This window comes from Streptococcus oralis, from assembly GCF_001579525.1.
GTDB lineage: Bacteria > Bacillota > Bacilli > Lactobacillales > Streptococcaceae > Streptococcus > Streptococcus oralis_M.
Window position 1 is genome coordinate 107,731 of record NZ_KQ970790.1, and the last position, 14,296, is coordinate 122,026.

13 protein-coding genes and 1 tRNA gene are annotated in these 14,296 nt (G+C 43.5%); 12 read left to right on the plus strand and 2 right to left on the minus strand.

Translation table 11 applies throughout. From position 1 onward, the window contains the following. Positions 1–80 precede the first annotated feature (80 nt). The 5 genes from dapD (at position 81) to SORDD25_RS06390 (ending at position 3,904) form a co-directional block, all read left to right on the plus strand. A complete protein-coding gene (gene dapD, locus SORDD25_RS06370; protein WP_000127466.1) occupies positions 81–779 on the plus strand; it encodes a 2,3,4,5-tetrahydropyridine-2,6-dicarboxylate N-acetyltransferase in 699 nt (232 codons plus the stop codon). A 67-nt stretch (positions 780–846) separates the two neighbouring features. Further along, positions 847–1,977: an N-acetyldiaminopimelate deacetylase gene (locus SORDD25_RS06375; RefSeq protein WP_061853054.1), complete on the plus strand. Its 1,131-nt coding sequence runs from the start codon at positions 847–849 to the stop codon at positions 1,975–1,977. 11 nt (positions 1,978–1,988) lie between these two features. Beyond that, positions 1,989–2,528 carry a 5-formyltetrahydrofolate cyclo-ligase gene (locus SORDD25_RS06380; protein WP_061853055.1) on the plus strand — a complete coding sequence of 180 codons (540 nt, stop codon included), beginning with the start codon at positions 1,989–1,991 and terminating at the stop codon, positions 2,526–2,528. Then, complete coding sequence (locus SORDD25_RS06385; protein ID WP_061853056.1) at positions 2,512–3,192, plus strand: rhomboid family intramembrane serine protease; 681 nt, start codon at positions 2,512–2,514, stop codon at positions 3,190–3,192. Before SORDD25_RS06380 ends, SORDD25_RS06385 begins: the two co-directional genes overlap by 17 nt. A gap of 184 nt (positions 3,193–3,376) precedes the next feature. Next, positions 3,377–3,904, plus strand: coding sequence for an AAA family ATPase (locus tag SORDD25_RS06390; RefSeq protein WP_061853057.1), 528 nt, complete (start codon positions 3,377–3,379; stop codon positions 3,902–3,904). A 140-nt stretch (positions 3,905–4,044) separates the two neighbouring features. Here the strand turns inward: SORDD25_RS06390 and galU are convergent, their stop codons facing one another. Both galU and SORDD25_RS06400 read right to left on the minus strand, forming a co-directional pair. Beyond that, positions 4,045–4,944, minus strand: a complete 900-nt coding sequence (galU, locus tag SORDD25_RS06395) for a UTP--glucose-1-phosphate uridylyltransferase GalU (protein ID WP_049490103.1) — start codon at positions 4,942–4,944, stop codon at positions 4,045–4,047. 21 nt (positions 4,945–4,965) lie between these two features. Beyond that, the gene (locus tag SORDD25_RS06400) at positions 4,966–5,982 is read right to left on the minus strand and encodes an NAD(P)H-dependent glycerol-3-phosphate dehydrogenase (RefSeq protein ID WP_061853058.1); all 1,017 of its coding nucleotides are present in this window, start codon (positions 5,980–5,982) and stop codon (positions 4,966–4,968) included. Positions 5,983–6,188: 206 nt separating this feature from the next. On the opposite strand from SORDD25_RS06400, the gene SORDD25_RS06405 reads away from it, so the two are divergent. The 7 genes from SORDD25_RS06405 to SORDD25_RS06435 all read left to right on the plus strand — a co-directional run bounded on the left by SORDD25_RS06405 (position 6,189) and on the right by SORDD25_RS06435 (position 14,233). Beyond that, the gene (locus SORDD25_RS06405) at positions 6,189–7,895 is read left to right on the plus strand and encodes an ABC transporter ATP-binding protein (RefSeq protein WP_061853059.1); all 1,707 of its coding nucleotides are present in this window, start codon (positions 6,189–6,191) and stop codon (positions 7,893–7,895) included. A 1-nt stretch (position 7,896) separates the two neighbouring features. Next, positions 7,897–9,663, plus strand: coding sequence for an ABC transporter ATP-binding protein (locus tag SORDD25_RS06410; RefSeq protein ID WP_061853060.1), 1,767 nt, complete (start codon positions 7,897–7,899; stop codon positions 9,661–9,663). A 139-nt stretch (positions 9,664–9,802) separates the two neighbouring features. Next, positions 9,803–10,492 (plus strand): gamma-glutamyl-gamma-aminobutyrate hydrolase family protein, encoded by a 690-nt coding sequence (locus tag SORDD25_RS06415; RefSeq protein WP_033629221.1) that lies wholly within the window; start codon positions 9,803–9,805, stop codon positions 10,490–10,492. A 168-nt stretch (positions 10,493–10,660) separates the two neighbouring features. Beyond that, complete coding sequence (locus SORDD25_RS06420; RefSeq protein ID WP_061853061.1) at positions 10,661–12,010, plus strand: glucose-6-phosphate isomerase; 1,350 nt, start codon at positions 10,661–10,663, stop codon at positions 12,008–12,010. A 128-nt stretch (positions 12,011–12,138) separates the two neighbouring features. After that, positions 12,139–13,599 (plus strand): glutamate--tRNA ligase, encoded by a 1,461-nt coding sequence (gltX, locus tag SORDD25_RS06425; protein WP_061853062.1) that lies wholly within the window; start codon positions 12,139–12,141, stop codon positions 13,597–13,599. 12 nt (positions 13,600–13,611) lie between these two features. Beyond that, positions 13,612–14,046: a cytidine deaminase family protein gene (locus tag SORDD25_RS06430; RefSeq protein ID WP_061853063.1), complete on the plus strand. Its 435-nt coding sequence runs from the start codon at positions 13,612–13,614 to the stop codon at positions 14,044–14,046. 115 nt (positions 14,047–14,161) lie between these two features. Next, positions 14,162–14,233 (plus strand) — tRNA-Glu (locus tag SORDD25_RS06435). The last annotated feature ends 63 nt before the right edge of the window (positions 14,234–14,296 follow it).

Genomic DNA, 14,296 nt, shown 5'->3' on the forward strand with positions numbered 1-14,296 from the left:
GATTATTTGATAGTTGAGGCTTCAAATTTGAGGCCTTTTTTGGTAGAATAGGTATCATTATAACGAACTAGGAGGCGCCTATGACTGCTACAAAAATGAACGCTCAAGAAATTATCCAATTTATCGCCAATGCTGAAAAGAAAACCAGTGTCAAAGTAACCTTTGAAGGACAACTTGCAACTGCTGTGCCTAGCTCTGTTGTCAAACTAGGAAATGTTTTATTCGGAGACTGGAAGGACGTTGCTCCGCTTCTTGAAGGTTTAGTAGAAAATCAAGACTATGTTGTTGAGCAAGATGCTCGTAATTCTGCAGTTCCTTTGCTAGACAAACGTGCTATTAACGCTCGTATCGAGCCCGGTGCGATTATCCGTGACCAGGTTGAAATTGGTGACAATGCTGTTATCATGATGGGAGCTGTTATCAATATCGGTGCTGAAATCGGTGCTGGAACCATGATTGACATGGGTGCCATCCTTGGTGGCCGTGCTATCGTTGGGAAAAACAGTCACGTTGGTGCAGGTGCAGTTTTGGCAGGTGTGATTGAGCCAGCTAGTGCTGAACCAGTCCGTGTCGGAGACAATGTTCTTATCGGTGCCAATGCAGTGGTTATTGAAGGAGTCCAAATCGGTAGTGGTTCAGTTGTCGCTGCAGGAGCTATCGTTACCCAAGATGTTCCAGAAAATGTGGTAGTAGCAGGTGTTCCGGCTCGTATCATCAAAGAAATTGATGCCCAAACCCAACAAAAAACAGCGCTAGAGGATGCGCTTCGTACCTTGTAATTGTAAAAGTAAAAAAGAGGCGGAACCCTTTTTCCAGCCTCTTTCTGCTATATAGGAGGACAGATAGATGTTAGATTTGATTCAGACTAGACGAGATTTGCACCAGATTCCAGAGATTGGCTTGGAAGAGTTCAAGACTCAGGCTTATTTGCTGGATGTGATTGAAAAATTGACTACGGGCAAGGATTTTGTTCAGGTTCGTACTTGGCGAACAGGTATTTTGGTCTACCTGCAGGGAAATCAGCCGGAACGAACCATTGGTTGGCGAACAGACATTGATGGTCTGCCTATCGTCGAACAAACAGGACTGCCTTTTGCCTCTCAACACCAAGGTCGCATGCATGCCTGTGGCCATGATTTTCATATGACCATTGCCTTGGGCTGTCTCGAACGCGCACTTGAGGAGCAACCCGAGAATAATCTGCTTTTTCTGTTTCAACCTGCTGAAGAAAATGAAGCTGGTGGTATGCTCATGTATGAGGATGGTGCTTTTGGAGATTGGTTGCCAGACCAGTTTTATGGTCTCCATGTTCGTCCGGATCTAAAGGTTGGACAGATTGCGACCAATACCCACACTCTCTTTGCAGGGACTTGTGAAGTGAAGATTCGTTTCAAAGGAAAAGGGGGGCACGCAGCCTTCCCGCATGAAGCCAATGACGCCTTGGTGGCGGCTAGTTACTTTGTAACCCAGGTGCAGTCAGTTGTCAGCCGCAATGTCAATCCCATCGAGGGAGCGGTGGTGACCTTTGGCCTTTTCCAAGCTGGAACAACCAACAATGTCATTACAGACACAGCCTTTTTACATGGAACCATTCGCGCCTTGACTCAGGACATGAGCCTCTTGGTACAAAAAAGAGTCAAGACAGTCGCAGAAGGGGTTGCAGCAGCCTTTGATATGGAAGTCGATGTAGAACTCAAACAAGGGGGCTACCTACCTGTTGAGAACAATCCAGCCTTGGCGCGTGAACTGATGGACTTTTTTGAAGAGAAAGACGGAATCGAGTTGATTGATATCGAGCCTGCTATGACGGGTGAGGACTTTGGTTATCTCCTTTCGAAGGTAGATGGCGTTATGTTTTGGCTGGGTATCGATAGTCCCTACGCCCTTCATCATCCTCAGATGAGTCCTAAGGAAGAAGCCTTAGCCATTGGGGTAGATGCAGTCTCTAGTTTCTTAACAAAGAAGGCAGCAGAGTAGAGGAGTTGTCTATGAAAGCAGAACTACGCAAGAAAATTTTGCAAGAAATGAAGGCTTTATCTCAGGAGCAAAAACAGGCTATGGATCGAGTTTTAACTGAGCGTTTCTTACAACACCCTTTTTACCAAAAAGCCAAGATCATCGCAACCTATCTCTCCTTCCCTCATGAATTTCAAACGCAAGAACTGATTGAGCAGGCGCTGAAGGACGGCAAGAAGGTCCTGATACCCAAAACCTATCCCAAGGGGCGCATGGAATTTGTGGTATATGATCCGAAGCAGTTGGCAAAAACTTCCTTTGGTTTACTGGAACCGCAAGGAGACTTGGAAGTTGTGGATCCGTCTCAGATTGATTTAATCCATGTTCCGGGTTTGGCTTTTACAACAGAGGGCTATCGGATCGGATATGGTGGAGGATATTATGACCGCTATCTGGAACATTTTGCTGGGCAGAGCCTGAGTACAATCTATCCTTGTCAAGTTCAGGAGTTTAACTCGGAAAACCATGATATTCCCGTCCAGGAGGTGCTAATCTATGAAGGAAATCTTTGATAAACGTTATCCTGTGACTAGTTTCTTCCTCCTAGTAACCGCATTGGTATTTCTCTTGATGTTGGTTCTTACAGGTTTAAATTTTGAACGAGCAGATACCTTGCTTCAGTTTGGAGCCATGTATGGACCGATCATTCGCCTGTTCCCCGAGCAGATTTGGCGCCTTTTTTCGGCTATATTTGTGCATATCGGATGGGAGCATTTCATTGTCAATATGATTTCGCTCTACTTTCTTGGACAACAGGTGGAGGAGATTTTCGGCCCCAAGCAGTTCTTTTTTCTCTATCTCTTATCAGGAATGATGGGCAACCTCTTTGTGTTTGCTTTCACACCGAAAGTCCTAGCAGCAGGGGCCTCCACTTCTCTTTACGGACTATTTGCTGCGATTATCGTTTTGCGCTATGCGACTCGCAGCCCCTATATCCAGCAGTTGGGGCAATCCTATCTGACGCTTTTCGTTATAAATATCATTGGAAGTATTCTGATTCCAGGAATCAGCCTAGCAGGCCATATCGGAGGTGCAGTAGGCGGTGCTTTTCTAGCAGTCATCTTCCCAGTCAAATGGGAGAGAAAGATGTATAGTACCAGCCAGCGAATTGGAGCAACTGTACTTTTTATCGCACTAGCCGTTTTCCTTTGCTATAAGGGAATGAGCTATGTGTAGCGGGAATAGTTAAATGAGCACCGGTTCGGTTGCTAATAAGTCATCTTCAAAGATGGCTTTTTGGTTGCAAAATTGGAAGGATAGCGAGTTTTTTGTATCTTACGATTTGATGAATTTGTCTTATCTTTAATAGACTAAAAAATGCTATAATAGTCAATGATAAAAGAATGGACGAGGTAGTCAAATGGAAAATTGCGTTTACATCATTTCAGGTCCTCCTGGTGTTGGGAAAAGCACAGTCAGTAAGGAGTTGGCTTATTCTTTTAAGAAGAGTGCAGTAATTGAAGGCGACATGATTTATTTAATGATTAAAGGAGGACTCGTGGCTCCTTGGGAAGATGATGGTTATTATATGGATTTATTTTGGGATAATATCATCAGTCTAATCAATAATTTCATTGACCGAGGCATTACCGTTGTGATAGAATATGTCATTTTTGAAGAGCAACTAAAGAAAATTGCAACTTTCTTAAAAGAAAAACAAATCAGTTTAAAATACTGTATCCTGCTGGCTGAAGAAGAAACCTTGAAAAAACGAGATTCCTTAAGGAAAGAAATTGAGAGAACAGGCGATTTATCAATCCAGTCAAGAAATGAGTTCTTAGCTAATAATATCAAAAAAAATCACTTGCTGTTTACAGATCAGTTAGATGCTAGAGAAACGGTTCGAATCATCAAAACGTCAAGCAGATTTGTGTTTGAAATTCTGTAGTCAGTGGCAAAGTACCAAGATTGAGATGGAAGATTGACAGAGACACTTCAGCAATTTTAAACCGCATGCAATTTTTGTAAAGTAAAAGCATCTCTAGAGAACAAATTCTAGAGATGCTTTTTTTACATATGCAAGATGGATTATTCCCCCCCAGCCAGCTCTTTTCCGAGTTGGATGAGGTAGTCTTTCAAGTCGTCTTTGACTTGTGGATGTTTGAGAGCGTAGTCGATGGAGGTTTTCATAAAGCCAAACTTGTCTCCGACATCGTAACGAGCCCCTTTGAACTCACGAGCAAATACACGTTGTGTTTTATTGAGGGTATCGATTGCATCTGTCAGCTGAATTTCATTTCCTGCACCTGGAGCTTGGTTTTCAAGGATTTGGAAGATTTCAGGTGTGAGGAGGTAGCGTCCAATAATAGCAAGGTCGCTAGGAGCATCCTCTGGTGCTGGTTTTTCAACAAAGGTTTCAACACTGTAAAGACCATCTTTTCCTTCGCCTTGCGGAGCAATAACCCCGTAAGCAGATACTTCGTCATGAGGGACTGGCATGACAGCGATAGTAGACGCGTGGGTACGCTCGTAGTCATCCATGAGTTGTTTGGTAAGTGGAACAGCCTTTTCGTCTGTGATATCCATCAAGTCATCACCAAGCATAACGACAAAAGGTTCATTTCCAACGAAAGCCTTGGCTTGCAAAACAGCATCGCCGAGACCACGTGGATGCGTTTGGCGGATAAAATGCAGGCGCATGCCAGTTGTTTCATCAACTAGCTTCAAAAGATCTGTTTTCCCTTTTTCTTTGAGGTTGTATTCCAATTCAAAGTTTGAATCGAAGTGGTCCTCGATGGAACGTTTTGACTTACCTGTAACAACCAAGATATCTTCGATACCAGATTTGAGAGCTTCTTCAACGATAAACTGGATAGTAGGTTTGTCTACGATTGGCAACATTTCCTTGGCCAAGGCCTTAGTTGCTGGGAGGAAGCGAGTTCCCAATCCAGCGGCTGGGATGACTGCTTTTCTGACTTTTTGTTTCATAATGTTCCTTTCTATAAGGGTCTAAGACCATTCGTTTTCTGCTTTAAATTCATTGCTCATGATGTCAGTGATTGCTTCTTTGATATTGACACCTTCGTAGATAACTCGGTAAATAGCCTGTGTGATCGGCATGTAGACACCCAATTCCTGAGCCAGTTCGTAAGCTGCTCGAGTTGTTGAAATTCCTTCAATGACCATACCCATGTTTGCTTCGATGTCTGCTAGGGATTCTCCACGGCCGAGAGCATCACCGGCTCTCCAGTTACGAGAGTGGACAGATGTCCCCGTTACGATCAAGTCACCAACTCCAGAAAGACCGCTATAAGTTAGGGGACTAGCCCCAAGAGCCACCCCTAGACGGGTGATTTCAGCTAATCCTCGAGCGATGATGGCTGCCTTGGCATTATCGCCAAATCCTAGGCCATGTAATGCCCCAGCACCAACTGCAATGATGTTTTTAAGAGCACCAGCTGTTTCAACTCCGATAACATCCGTATTGGTATAGAGGCGGAAGTAGTGGTTGCTAAAGAGATTTTGGACGTACTGGGCAGTTTCAAGATCTTTGGAGGCTGCCGTAATCAAGGTGATATCGCGTACAATGGTTTCCTCAGCGTGACTAGGTCCTGAAACAACAACGACTTCACTACGAAGGTCAGCTGGGATTTCCTCTTCAAGAATAGTTGATAGACGTTTGTGGCTATCTGGTTCCAATCCTTTGGAGGCATGCATGATGACAACCTTGTGATTGAGTACCTTTGCTACTTGTTGGGCAACCAGTCTCGTTACTTTTGTTGGGACAACAAATAGAACAGCATCCACATCCTTTAGTGTTTCTTCTAAGTCATGATAGGCTTTTATCTTTTCGTCGAGTAGGATATCTTTGAAATAGCGTTTGTTTGTATGCTGGTTATTAATTTCATCGATTTGTTCAGGGACATTTCCCCAAATTCGAACTTCGTGTCCATTGTCGTTTAGGACCTGCGAAAGGGCAGTTCCCCAAGAACCAGGACCCAAGACAGCGATGGTTTGTTTCTTCATCTTTTCCTCCTTGTAAGAGTTCCTCCTTTCATTTTACCATAAAAAGCCTTTTCATGCATCATCTGTAGATGAAAGCGCACTAATTTATAATAAGGAGACTTCTTTGACAAGATGCCTCTTTTTTGCTAGAATAGCATCAATATGAAGGAATGAGAAGGAGCTGACGCAAGATGTCGCTCCCTTTATCTATTTTATTAGGAGGAAATATGCTCATTAAAAAAATAAAAACCTATAAATGGCAGGCCTTGGCATCCCTAATGATGACAGGTTTGATGGTTGCGAGTTCACTCTTGCAACCGCGCTATTTGCAAGAGGTGTTAGAGGCTTTGTTGGCCGGTCAACATGAGGCTATCTATAGTATTGGCGCTTGGTTGATAGGGGTAGCCCTAGTCGGTCTGGTTGCAGGTGGGGTCAATGTGACGCTTGCAGCCTATATTGCTCAAGGAGTGTCTTCGGACCTTCGTGAAGACGCTTTTCGAAAGATTCAGACTTTTTCTTATGCCAATATCGAGCAGTTTAATGCGGGTAATCTTGTCGTTCGTATGACCAATGATATCAACCAAATTCAGAACGTGGTGATGATGGCTTTTCAAATCCTTTTCCGTCTCCCTCTTCTCTTTATCGGTTCCTTTATCTTGGCGGTTCACACTCTCCCGTCACTTTGGTGGGTGATTGTCCTCATGGTGCTCCTAATTTTTGCACTAACTGCCATCATGATGGGGATGATGGGACCACGATTTGCTAAGTTTCAAACTCTTCTTGAGCGGATCAATGCTATTGCCAAAGAAAATCTACGTGGTGTCCGCGTAGTCAAATCCTTTGTACAAGAAAAAGCACAATTTAACAAATTTACCGAGGTTTCAGATGAACTTCTTGGCCAAAATCTTTATATCGGTTATGCCTTCTCAGTTATAGAACCCGTTATGATGCTAGTCGGATATGGGGCTGTCTTTCTCTCTATCTGGCTGGTGGCAGGCATGGCTCAGTCAGATCCATCTGTTGTGGGCTCTATTGCTTCCTTTATCAACTATCTCAGCCAGATTATCTTTACCATCATCATGGTTGGATTTTTAGGAAATTCTGTCAGCCGTGCCATGATTTCCTTGCGTCGTATCCGCGAGATTCTAGATACCGAGCCAGCGATGACCTTTAAAGATCTCCCAGACGAAGAGTTAGAAGGAAGTCTCTCTTTTGAAAATGTAACCTTTACCTATCCTAATGATGACGAACCTATGCTGAAGAATGTAACCTTTGATGTTGCGCCTGGTCAGATGGTGGGTGTGGTTGGAGCGACTGGAGCAGGGAAGTCCACCTTGGCTCAGTTAATTCCACGACTGTTTGATCCACAAGAGGGATCTATCAAGATTGGTGGCAAGGATATTCGAGATGTCAGCGAGGGAACCTTGCGTAAAACAGTTTCCATCGTCTTGCAACGTGCTATTCTCTTTAGCGGGACCATTGCAGATAATCTTCGTCAAGGAAAAGGCAATGCTAGCGTGTCCGAATTGGAACGTGCAGCACGAATCGCCCAAGCCAGCGAATTTATCGGACGCATGGAAAACAAATTTGAGAGTCAGGTCGAAGAACGTGGCACCAACTTTTCTGGTGGACAAAAGCAACGGATGTCCATTGCCCGTGGGATTGTCAGCAATCCCCGTATCCTGATCTTTGACGATTCGACTTCAGCCTTGGATGCTAAGTCAGAAAGACTCGTACAGGAAGCTTTGAACAATGATCTGAAAGGGACAACAACCATTATCATCGCTCAAAAGATCAGTTCAGTCGTCCATGCAGACAAGATTTTGGTCTTGGACCAAGGGCGATTGATTGGAGAAGGAAGGCATGCGGACCTAGTAGCTAGCAATGCCGTCTACCGTGAAATCTACGAAACACAAAAGGGAAAGGAGGAATAAAATGAAAACCGTTCGATTTTTCTGGAATTATTTTAAAGTTTACAAGTTCTCCTTTGTCATTGTGATTCTGATGGTTGCGGTGGCGACAATAGCTCAAGCCCTTTTTCCTGTTTTTTCAGGCCAAGCAGTCACGGAGCTTGCTAACCTAGTTCTGGCTTATCAAAATGGGACTTCCGAACTAGCCTGGCAGAGTTTATCGGCTCTGATGCTGAATCTAGCCCTGGTTGTCCTCTCCCTAGTAGTATCCAGTTTGATTTACATGACCTTTATGACCCGTGTGATTGCTGAGTCAACAAATGAGATGCGTAAGGGCCTCTTTGGCAAACTTTCTCGTTTGACGGTTTCTTTCTTTGACCGCCATCAGGATGGTGACATCCTCTCTCGCTTCACGAGTGACTTGGATAACATCCTTCAAGCCTTCAATGAAAGCCTAGTTCAGGTTATGAGCAATATTGCTCTTTACATCGGTTTGATTTTTGTCATGTTTTCAAGAAATGTGACGCTAGCTCTGATAACAGTAGCCAGCACTCCAGTGGCCTTTCTCATGTTGGTCTTCATCGTGAAAATGGCCCGCAAGTACACCAATCTCCAACAAAAAGAGGTTGGGAGACTCAACGCCTATATGGACGAGAGTATTTCTGGACAGAAAGCTGTTATCGTACAAGGAATTCAAGATGACATCGTAGCAGGCTTTGTGGAGCAAAATGAGCGCGTGCGCAAGGCAACCTTTAAAGGGAGAATGTTCTCAGGTATCCTCTTTCCAGTTATGAATGGGATGAGCTTGGTCAATACGGCCATCGTTATTTTTGCAGGTTCTGCGGTCTTGCTGAACGATCCAAGTATCGAAACAACGACAGCCCTAGGCTTGATTGTCATGTTTACCCAATTTTCTCAGCAGTACTACCAGCCGATTATCCAGGTGGCTGCGAGTTGGGGGAGCCTCCAGTTGGCCTTTACTGGGGCAGATCGTATCCAAGAAATGTTCGATGCAGAAGAAGAGATTCGTCCGCAAAATGCGCCTGCCTTTACGGAATTGCGAGAAGGCGTTGAAATCAGTCACATTGATTTCTCTTATGTGCCAGACAAGCCGATTTTAAAAGATGTTAGCATTTCAGCTCCTAAGGGGCAGATGGTAGCAGTTGTCGGTCCGACTGGTTCAGGGAAGACGACCATCATGAACCTCATCAATCGTTTCTACGATGTGGATGCAGGCAGCATTTGCTTTGATGGCAAAGACATCCGTGACTACGACTTGGATAGCTTGCGGAGCAAGGTCGGTATTGTCTTGCAGGATTCGGTCTTGTTTAGCGGAACAATCCGAGACAATATCCGCTTTGGTGTGCCAGATGCCAGTCAGGAAATGGTCGAAGCAGCTGCCAAGGCAACTCATATTCATGACTACATTGAAAGCTTGCCTGACAAGTATGATACTCTTATTGATGATGAGCAAAACATCTTCTCAACTGGTCAGAAACAATTGATTTCCATCGCTCGAACCTTGATGACAGATCCTCAAGTCCTAATCTTAGATGAAGCGACTTCCAATGTGGATACCGTAACAGAAAGCAAGATTCAACATGCCATGGAGGCAGTTGTAGCAGGTCGAACCAGTTTTGTTATTGCCCATCGTCTCAAGACCATCCTCAATGCCGATCAGATTATTGTCCTCAAAGATGGAGAGGTTATTGAACGTGGAAATCATCACGAGTTGCTCAAACTCGGCGGTTTCTACTCGGAACTGTATCACAATCAATTTGTCTTCGAATAAAAAAGAAGTTGTCCTCGTTGGGCAGCTTTTTCTTGTCCATAAAAAATACTTATCACGGTCTTTAAAAAAACATATTAGACAGGAAAGGGTTGGAGTGATAAGATAAGACTGTCGCAAGAAAATCGAAAGGAGACACATCATGGCTAGAACGGTTGTAGGAGTTGCTGCAAATCTATGTCCTGTAGATGCAGAAGGGAAAAACATTCACTCATCTGTATCCTGTAAATTTGCAGAGAGCATTCGTCAAGTCGGAGGTCTCCCTTTAGTGATTCCTGTAGGGGATGAGTCCATTGTGCGCGATTATGTAGAAATGATTGACAAACTCATCTTGACAGGTGGACAAAATGTCCATCCCCAGTTTTATGGAGAGAAAAAGACCATTGAGAGCGATGATTACAACCTTGTACGCGATGAGTTTGAACTAGCTCTCTTGAAAGAAGCGCTCCGTCAGAATAAACCAATTATGGCAATCTGCCGTGGTGTTCAGCTTGTCAATGTTGCTTTTGGTGGCACTCTCCACCAAGAAATTGAAGGTCACTGGCAAGGCTTGCCTTTTGGAACCTCTCATTCTATTGAGACAGTAGAAGGAAGCGTGGTGGCTAAGTTGTTTGGCAAAGAAAGTCAAGTCAATTCAGTCCATCGTCAAAGCATCAAAGACCTGGCGCCTAATTTCCGTGTGACTGCTATTGATCCAAGAGACCAGACCATCGAAGCGATTGAGTCTGTCGACGAGCATCGTATCATCGGATTGCAGTGGCACCCAGAGTTTCTGGTTAATGAAGAAGATGGCAATTTAGAACTATTTGAGTATTTATTAAATGAATTGTAACGGTTAGAGTCTCTAGCCGTTTTTATTCGCCCTTTCAGATTTTTTATATTTTAGCAAATTTACGCAAACGTTTGAATTCTGATAAAAATTGGGCAAATTCAATAAAAAAGCTTGAAAAAATCGAAGGTAAGCGTTATGATAGAAAAGAAGAAATTTTGGAGGATTATCATGTCACATATTAAATTTGATTATTCAAAAGTTTTAGACAAATTTGTTGCCCCACATGAAGTGGAATACATGCAAGCACAAGTAACAGCTGCAGACGAATTGATCCGTAAAGGAACTGGTGCTGGTAGTGACTTCTTGGGTTGGTTGGACCTTCCTGAAAAATACGACCGCGAAGAATTTGACCGCATCTTGAAAGCTGCTGAGCAAATCAAGTCAGATAGCGATGTCTTGGTTGTAATCGGTATCGGTGGATCTTACCTTGGTGCCAAAGCAGCCATCGACTTCTTGAACCACCACTTTGCTAACTTGCAAACAAAAGAAGAGCGCAAAGCTCCACAAATCCTTTACGCTGGAAACTCAATCTCATCTACTTACCTTGCTGACTTGGTAGAGTACGTAGCTGACAAAGACTTCTCAGTAAACGTGATTTCTAAATCAGGTACAACAACAGAACCAGCGATCGCTTTCCGTGTCTTCAAAGAACTTTTGGTTAAGAAATACGGACAAGAAGAAGCTAACAAACGTATCTACGCAACAACTGACCGCCAAAAAGGTGCTGTTAAGGTTGAAGCAGATGCTAATGGTTGGGAAACATTTGTAGTTCCAGATGACATCGGTGGACGCTTCTCAGTATTGACAGCAGTTGGATTGCTTCCAATCGCTGCATCAGGTGCAGATATCAAAGCCCTTATGGAAGGTGCGAACGCAGCTCGTAAAGACTACACTTCAGACAAGATTGCTGAAAACGAAGCATACCAATACGCAGCAGTTCGTAACATCCTTTACCGTAAAGGCTACGCTACTGAAATCTTGGTAAACTACGAGCCATCACTTCAATACTTCTCAGAATGGTGGAAACAATTGGCTGGTGAGTCAGAAGGGAAAGACCAAAAAGGTATTTACCCAACTTCAGCAAACTTCTCAACTGACTTGCACTCATTGGGTCAATTTATCCAAGAAGGAACTCGTATCATGTTTGAAACAGTTGTCCGTGTTGACAAACCACGTAAGAACGTAATCATTCCTACTTTGGAAGAAGACCTTGACGGACTTGGTTACCTTCAAGGAAAAGACGTTGACTTTGTAAACAAAAAAGCAACTGACGGTGTTCTTCTTGCCCACACTGACGGTGATGTGCCAAACATGTACGTAACCCTTCCTGAGCAAGATGCCTTCACTCTTGGTTACACTATCTACTTCTTCGAATTGGCTATCGCCCTTTCAGGTTACTTGAATGCCATCAACCCATTTGACCAACCAGGTGTTGAAGCCTACAAACGTAACATGTTTGCCCTTCTTGGAAAACCAGGATTTGAAGAATTGAGCAAAGAGCTTAACGCACGTCTATAGATAGAAGAAAAGAGTGGCTTGTCCACTCTTTTTACTCTCTTTATTCGTAGACATTGGACTCAGGCGAGACTTGTGATATAATATAGAAAGCAAAAAGGCAGACGCCTAGAGACTTTATAGGAGAAACTATGTCAAAAGATATCCGCGTACGCTACGCACCAAGTCCAACAGGACTACTACACATCGGAAATGCCCGTACAGCATTGTTTAACTACCTTTACGCACGCCATCATGGTGGAACTTTTATCATTCGTATCGAAGATACAGACCGAAAACGCCATGTTGAGGATGGTGAACGTTCTCAGCTTGAAAACCTTCGCTGGTTGGGCATGGATTGGGATGAAAGCCCAGAAACACATGAAAATTACCGCCAGTCTGAGCGTTTGGACTTGTATCAAAAATATATCGATCAACTGTTAGCTGAAGGAAAAGCTTACAAATCTTACGTTACAGAAGAAGAGTTGGCAGCTGAGCGCGAACGCCAAGAAGCAGCTGGCGAAACACCACGCTACATCAATGAATATCTTGGTATGAGTGAAGAGGAAAAAGCGGCTTACATTGCAGAACGTGAAGCAGCTGGTATCATCCCAACTGTCCGTTTGGCTGTCAATGAGTCTGGTATCTACAAATGGCACGATATAGTCAAAGGTGATATCGAGTTTGAAGGTGGCAATATCGGTGGTGACTGGGTGATCCAAAAGAAAGATGGCTACCCAACTTACAACTTTGCCGTTGTTATCGATGATCACGATATGCAAATCTCTCACGTTATCCGCGGTGATGACCATATTGCTAATACTCCAAAACAACTCATGGTCTATGAAGCGCTTGGTTGGGAAGCTCCAGAGTTCGGTCACATGACTTTGATCATCAACTCTGAAACGGGTAAAAAATTGTCTAAACGGGACACTAACACCCTTCAGTTTATCGAAGATTACCGTAAGAAAGGCTACCTTCCAGAAGCTGTCTTTAACTTTATCGCCCTTCTTGGTTGGAATCCAGGTGGCGAAGATGAAATTTTCTCTCGTGAGGAATTGATTAAACTCTTTGATGAAAATCGTCTCAGCAAGTCTCCTGCTGCCTTTGATCAGAAGAAACTAGACTGGATGAGCAACGACTACATCAAGAGAGCAGATCTAGCTACCATCTTTGAAATTGCAAAACCATTCCTAGAAGAAGCAGGACGCTTGACTGAAAAGGCCGAAAAAATGGTGGAACTCTACAAACCACAAATGAAGTCAGTGGATGAAATCGTTCCATTGACAGACCTTTTCTTCTCAGACTTCCCAGAGTTGACAGAGGCAGAGCGCGAGGTCATGACAGGAGAAACTGTTCCAGTTGTTCTAGAAGCTTTCAAAGCGAAACTAGAAGCAATGACAGATGAAGAATTTGTGACAGAAAAAATCTTCCCACAAATCAAAGCAGTTCAAAAAGAAACAGGTATCAAAGGGAAAAACCTCTTCATGCCGATTCGTATTGCCGTTTCAGGTGAAATGCATGGACCAGAATTACCAGACACCATTTTCTTACTCGGACGTGAAAAGTCAATCCAGCATATTGAAAACATGCTGAAAGAGATCTCTAAATAAAAAGGACTTCCGATGGATACATGGAAAAAAATGTATGAAGAAGCACGAACCTTATTCAATCCCCATGAAGTTTCTGACTTTGTTTATGCTAACCATGTTGTTGCTGCGGTAGAAGCAGAAGATGGTCAGATCTTCACAGGATTTTGTATGGAGGGCACTTGTGGTGTTTTTCATCTCTGTGCAGAACGAGCGGCTCTCTTCAATATGTATCAATTTTCAGGACAAACTAAAGTTAAGAAAATCCTCGCCTTTCGAGATAAACCTCCTTACGGCGAAGGATCAGGTATGCCCTGTGGCGCTTGCAGAGAATTTCTCTTAGAATTGAATGCTGAAAATAAAGAAGCAGAGTTCATGATGAACTACGAAACAAGAAAAACAATTAAGGTTGCCGAATTGCTCCCTTACTGGTGGGGAGAGGAACGTGCAACTAATTGGCAAGATAAATAAAGGGAGTCAGTTTAACTGGCTCTTTCCCCTATCTTTTCAGAATTTCGGTAAAGATGAAAAAAGTCCTTGACAAAGGCGGAAAAGTAGGTATAATAGAAAGAGTTGAAAAGCTCAAGGTCCGTTGGTCAAGGGGTTAAGACACCGCCTTTTCACGGCGGTAACACGGGTTCGAATCCCGTACGGACTATGGTGTATTGCGGTTAAAAAAACTTGAAAAAAGTTTTAAAAATCTGTTGACAGAGACAGATGG

Bases quoted from the DNA above. Each gene is read 5' to 3' on its own strand.
- dapD (WP_000127466.1), top strand. From the start codon at position 81: ATGACTGCTACAAAAATGAACGCTCAAGAAATTATCCAATTTATCGCC.
- SORDD25_RS06375 (WP_061853054.1), top strand. From the start codon at position 847: ATGTTAGATTTGATTCAGACTAGACGAGATTTGCACCAGATTCCAGAG.
- SORDD25_RS06380 (WP_061853055.1), top strand. From the start codon at position 1,989: ATGAAAGCAGAACTACGCAAGAAAATTTTGCAAGAAATGAAGGCTTTA.
- SORDD25_RS06385 (WP_061853056.1), top strand. From the start codon at position 2,512: ATGAAGGAAATCTTTGATAAACGTTATCCTGTGACTAGTTTCTTCCTC.
- SORDD25_RS06390 (WP_061853057.1), top strand. From the start codon at position 3,377: ATGGAAAATTGCGTTTACATCATTTCAGGTCCTCCTGGTGTTGGGAAA.
- galU (WP_049490103.1), bottom strand. From the start codon at position 4,944: ATGAAACAAAAAGTCAGAAAAGCAGTCATCCCAGCCGCTGGATTGGGA.
- SORDD25_RS06400 (WP_061853058.1), bottom strand. From the start codon at position 5,982: ATGAAGAAACAAACCATCGCTGTCTTGGGTCCTGGTTCTTGGGGAACT.
- SORDD25_RS06405 (WP_061853059.1), top strand. From the start codon at position 6,189: ATGCTCATTAAAAAAATAAAAACCTATAAATGGCAGGCCTTGGCATCC.
- SORDD25_RS06410 (WP_061853060.1), top strand. From the start codon at position 7,897: ATGAAAACCGTTCGATTTTTCTGGAATTATTTTAAAGTTTACAAGTTC.
- SORDD25_RS06415 (WP_033629221.1), top strand. From the start codon at position 9,803: ATGGCTAGAACGGTTGTAGGAGTTGCTGCAAATCTATGTCCTGTAGAT.
- SORDD25_RS06420 (WP_061853061.1), top strand. From the start codon at position 10,661: ATGTCACATATTAAATTTGATTATTCAAAAGTTTTAGACAAATTTGTT.
- gltX (WP_061853062.1), top strand. From the start codon at position 12,139: ATGTCAAAAGATATCCGCGTACGCTACGCACCAAGTCCAACAGGACTA.
- SORDD25_RS06430 (WP_061853063.1), top strand. From the start codon at position 13,612: ATGGATACATGGAAAAAAATGTATGAAGAAGCACGAACCTTATTCAAT.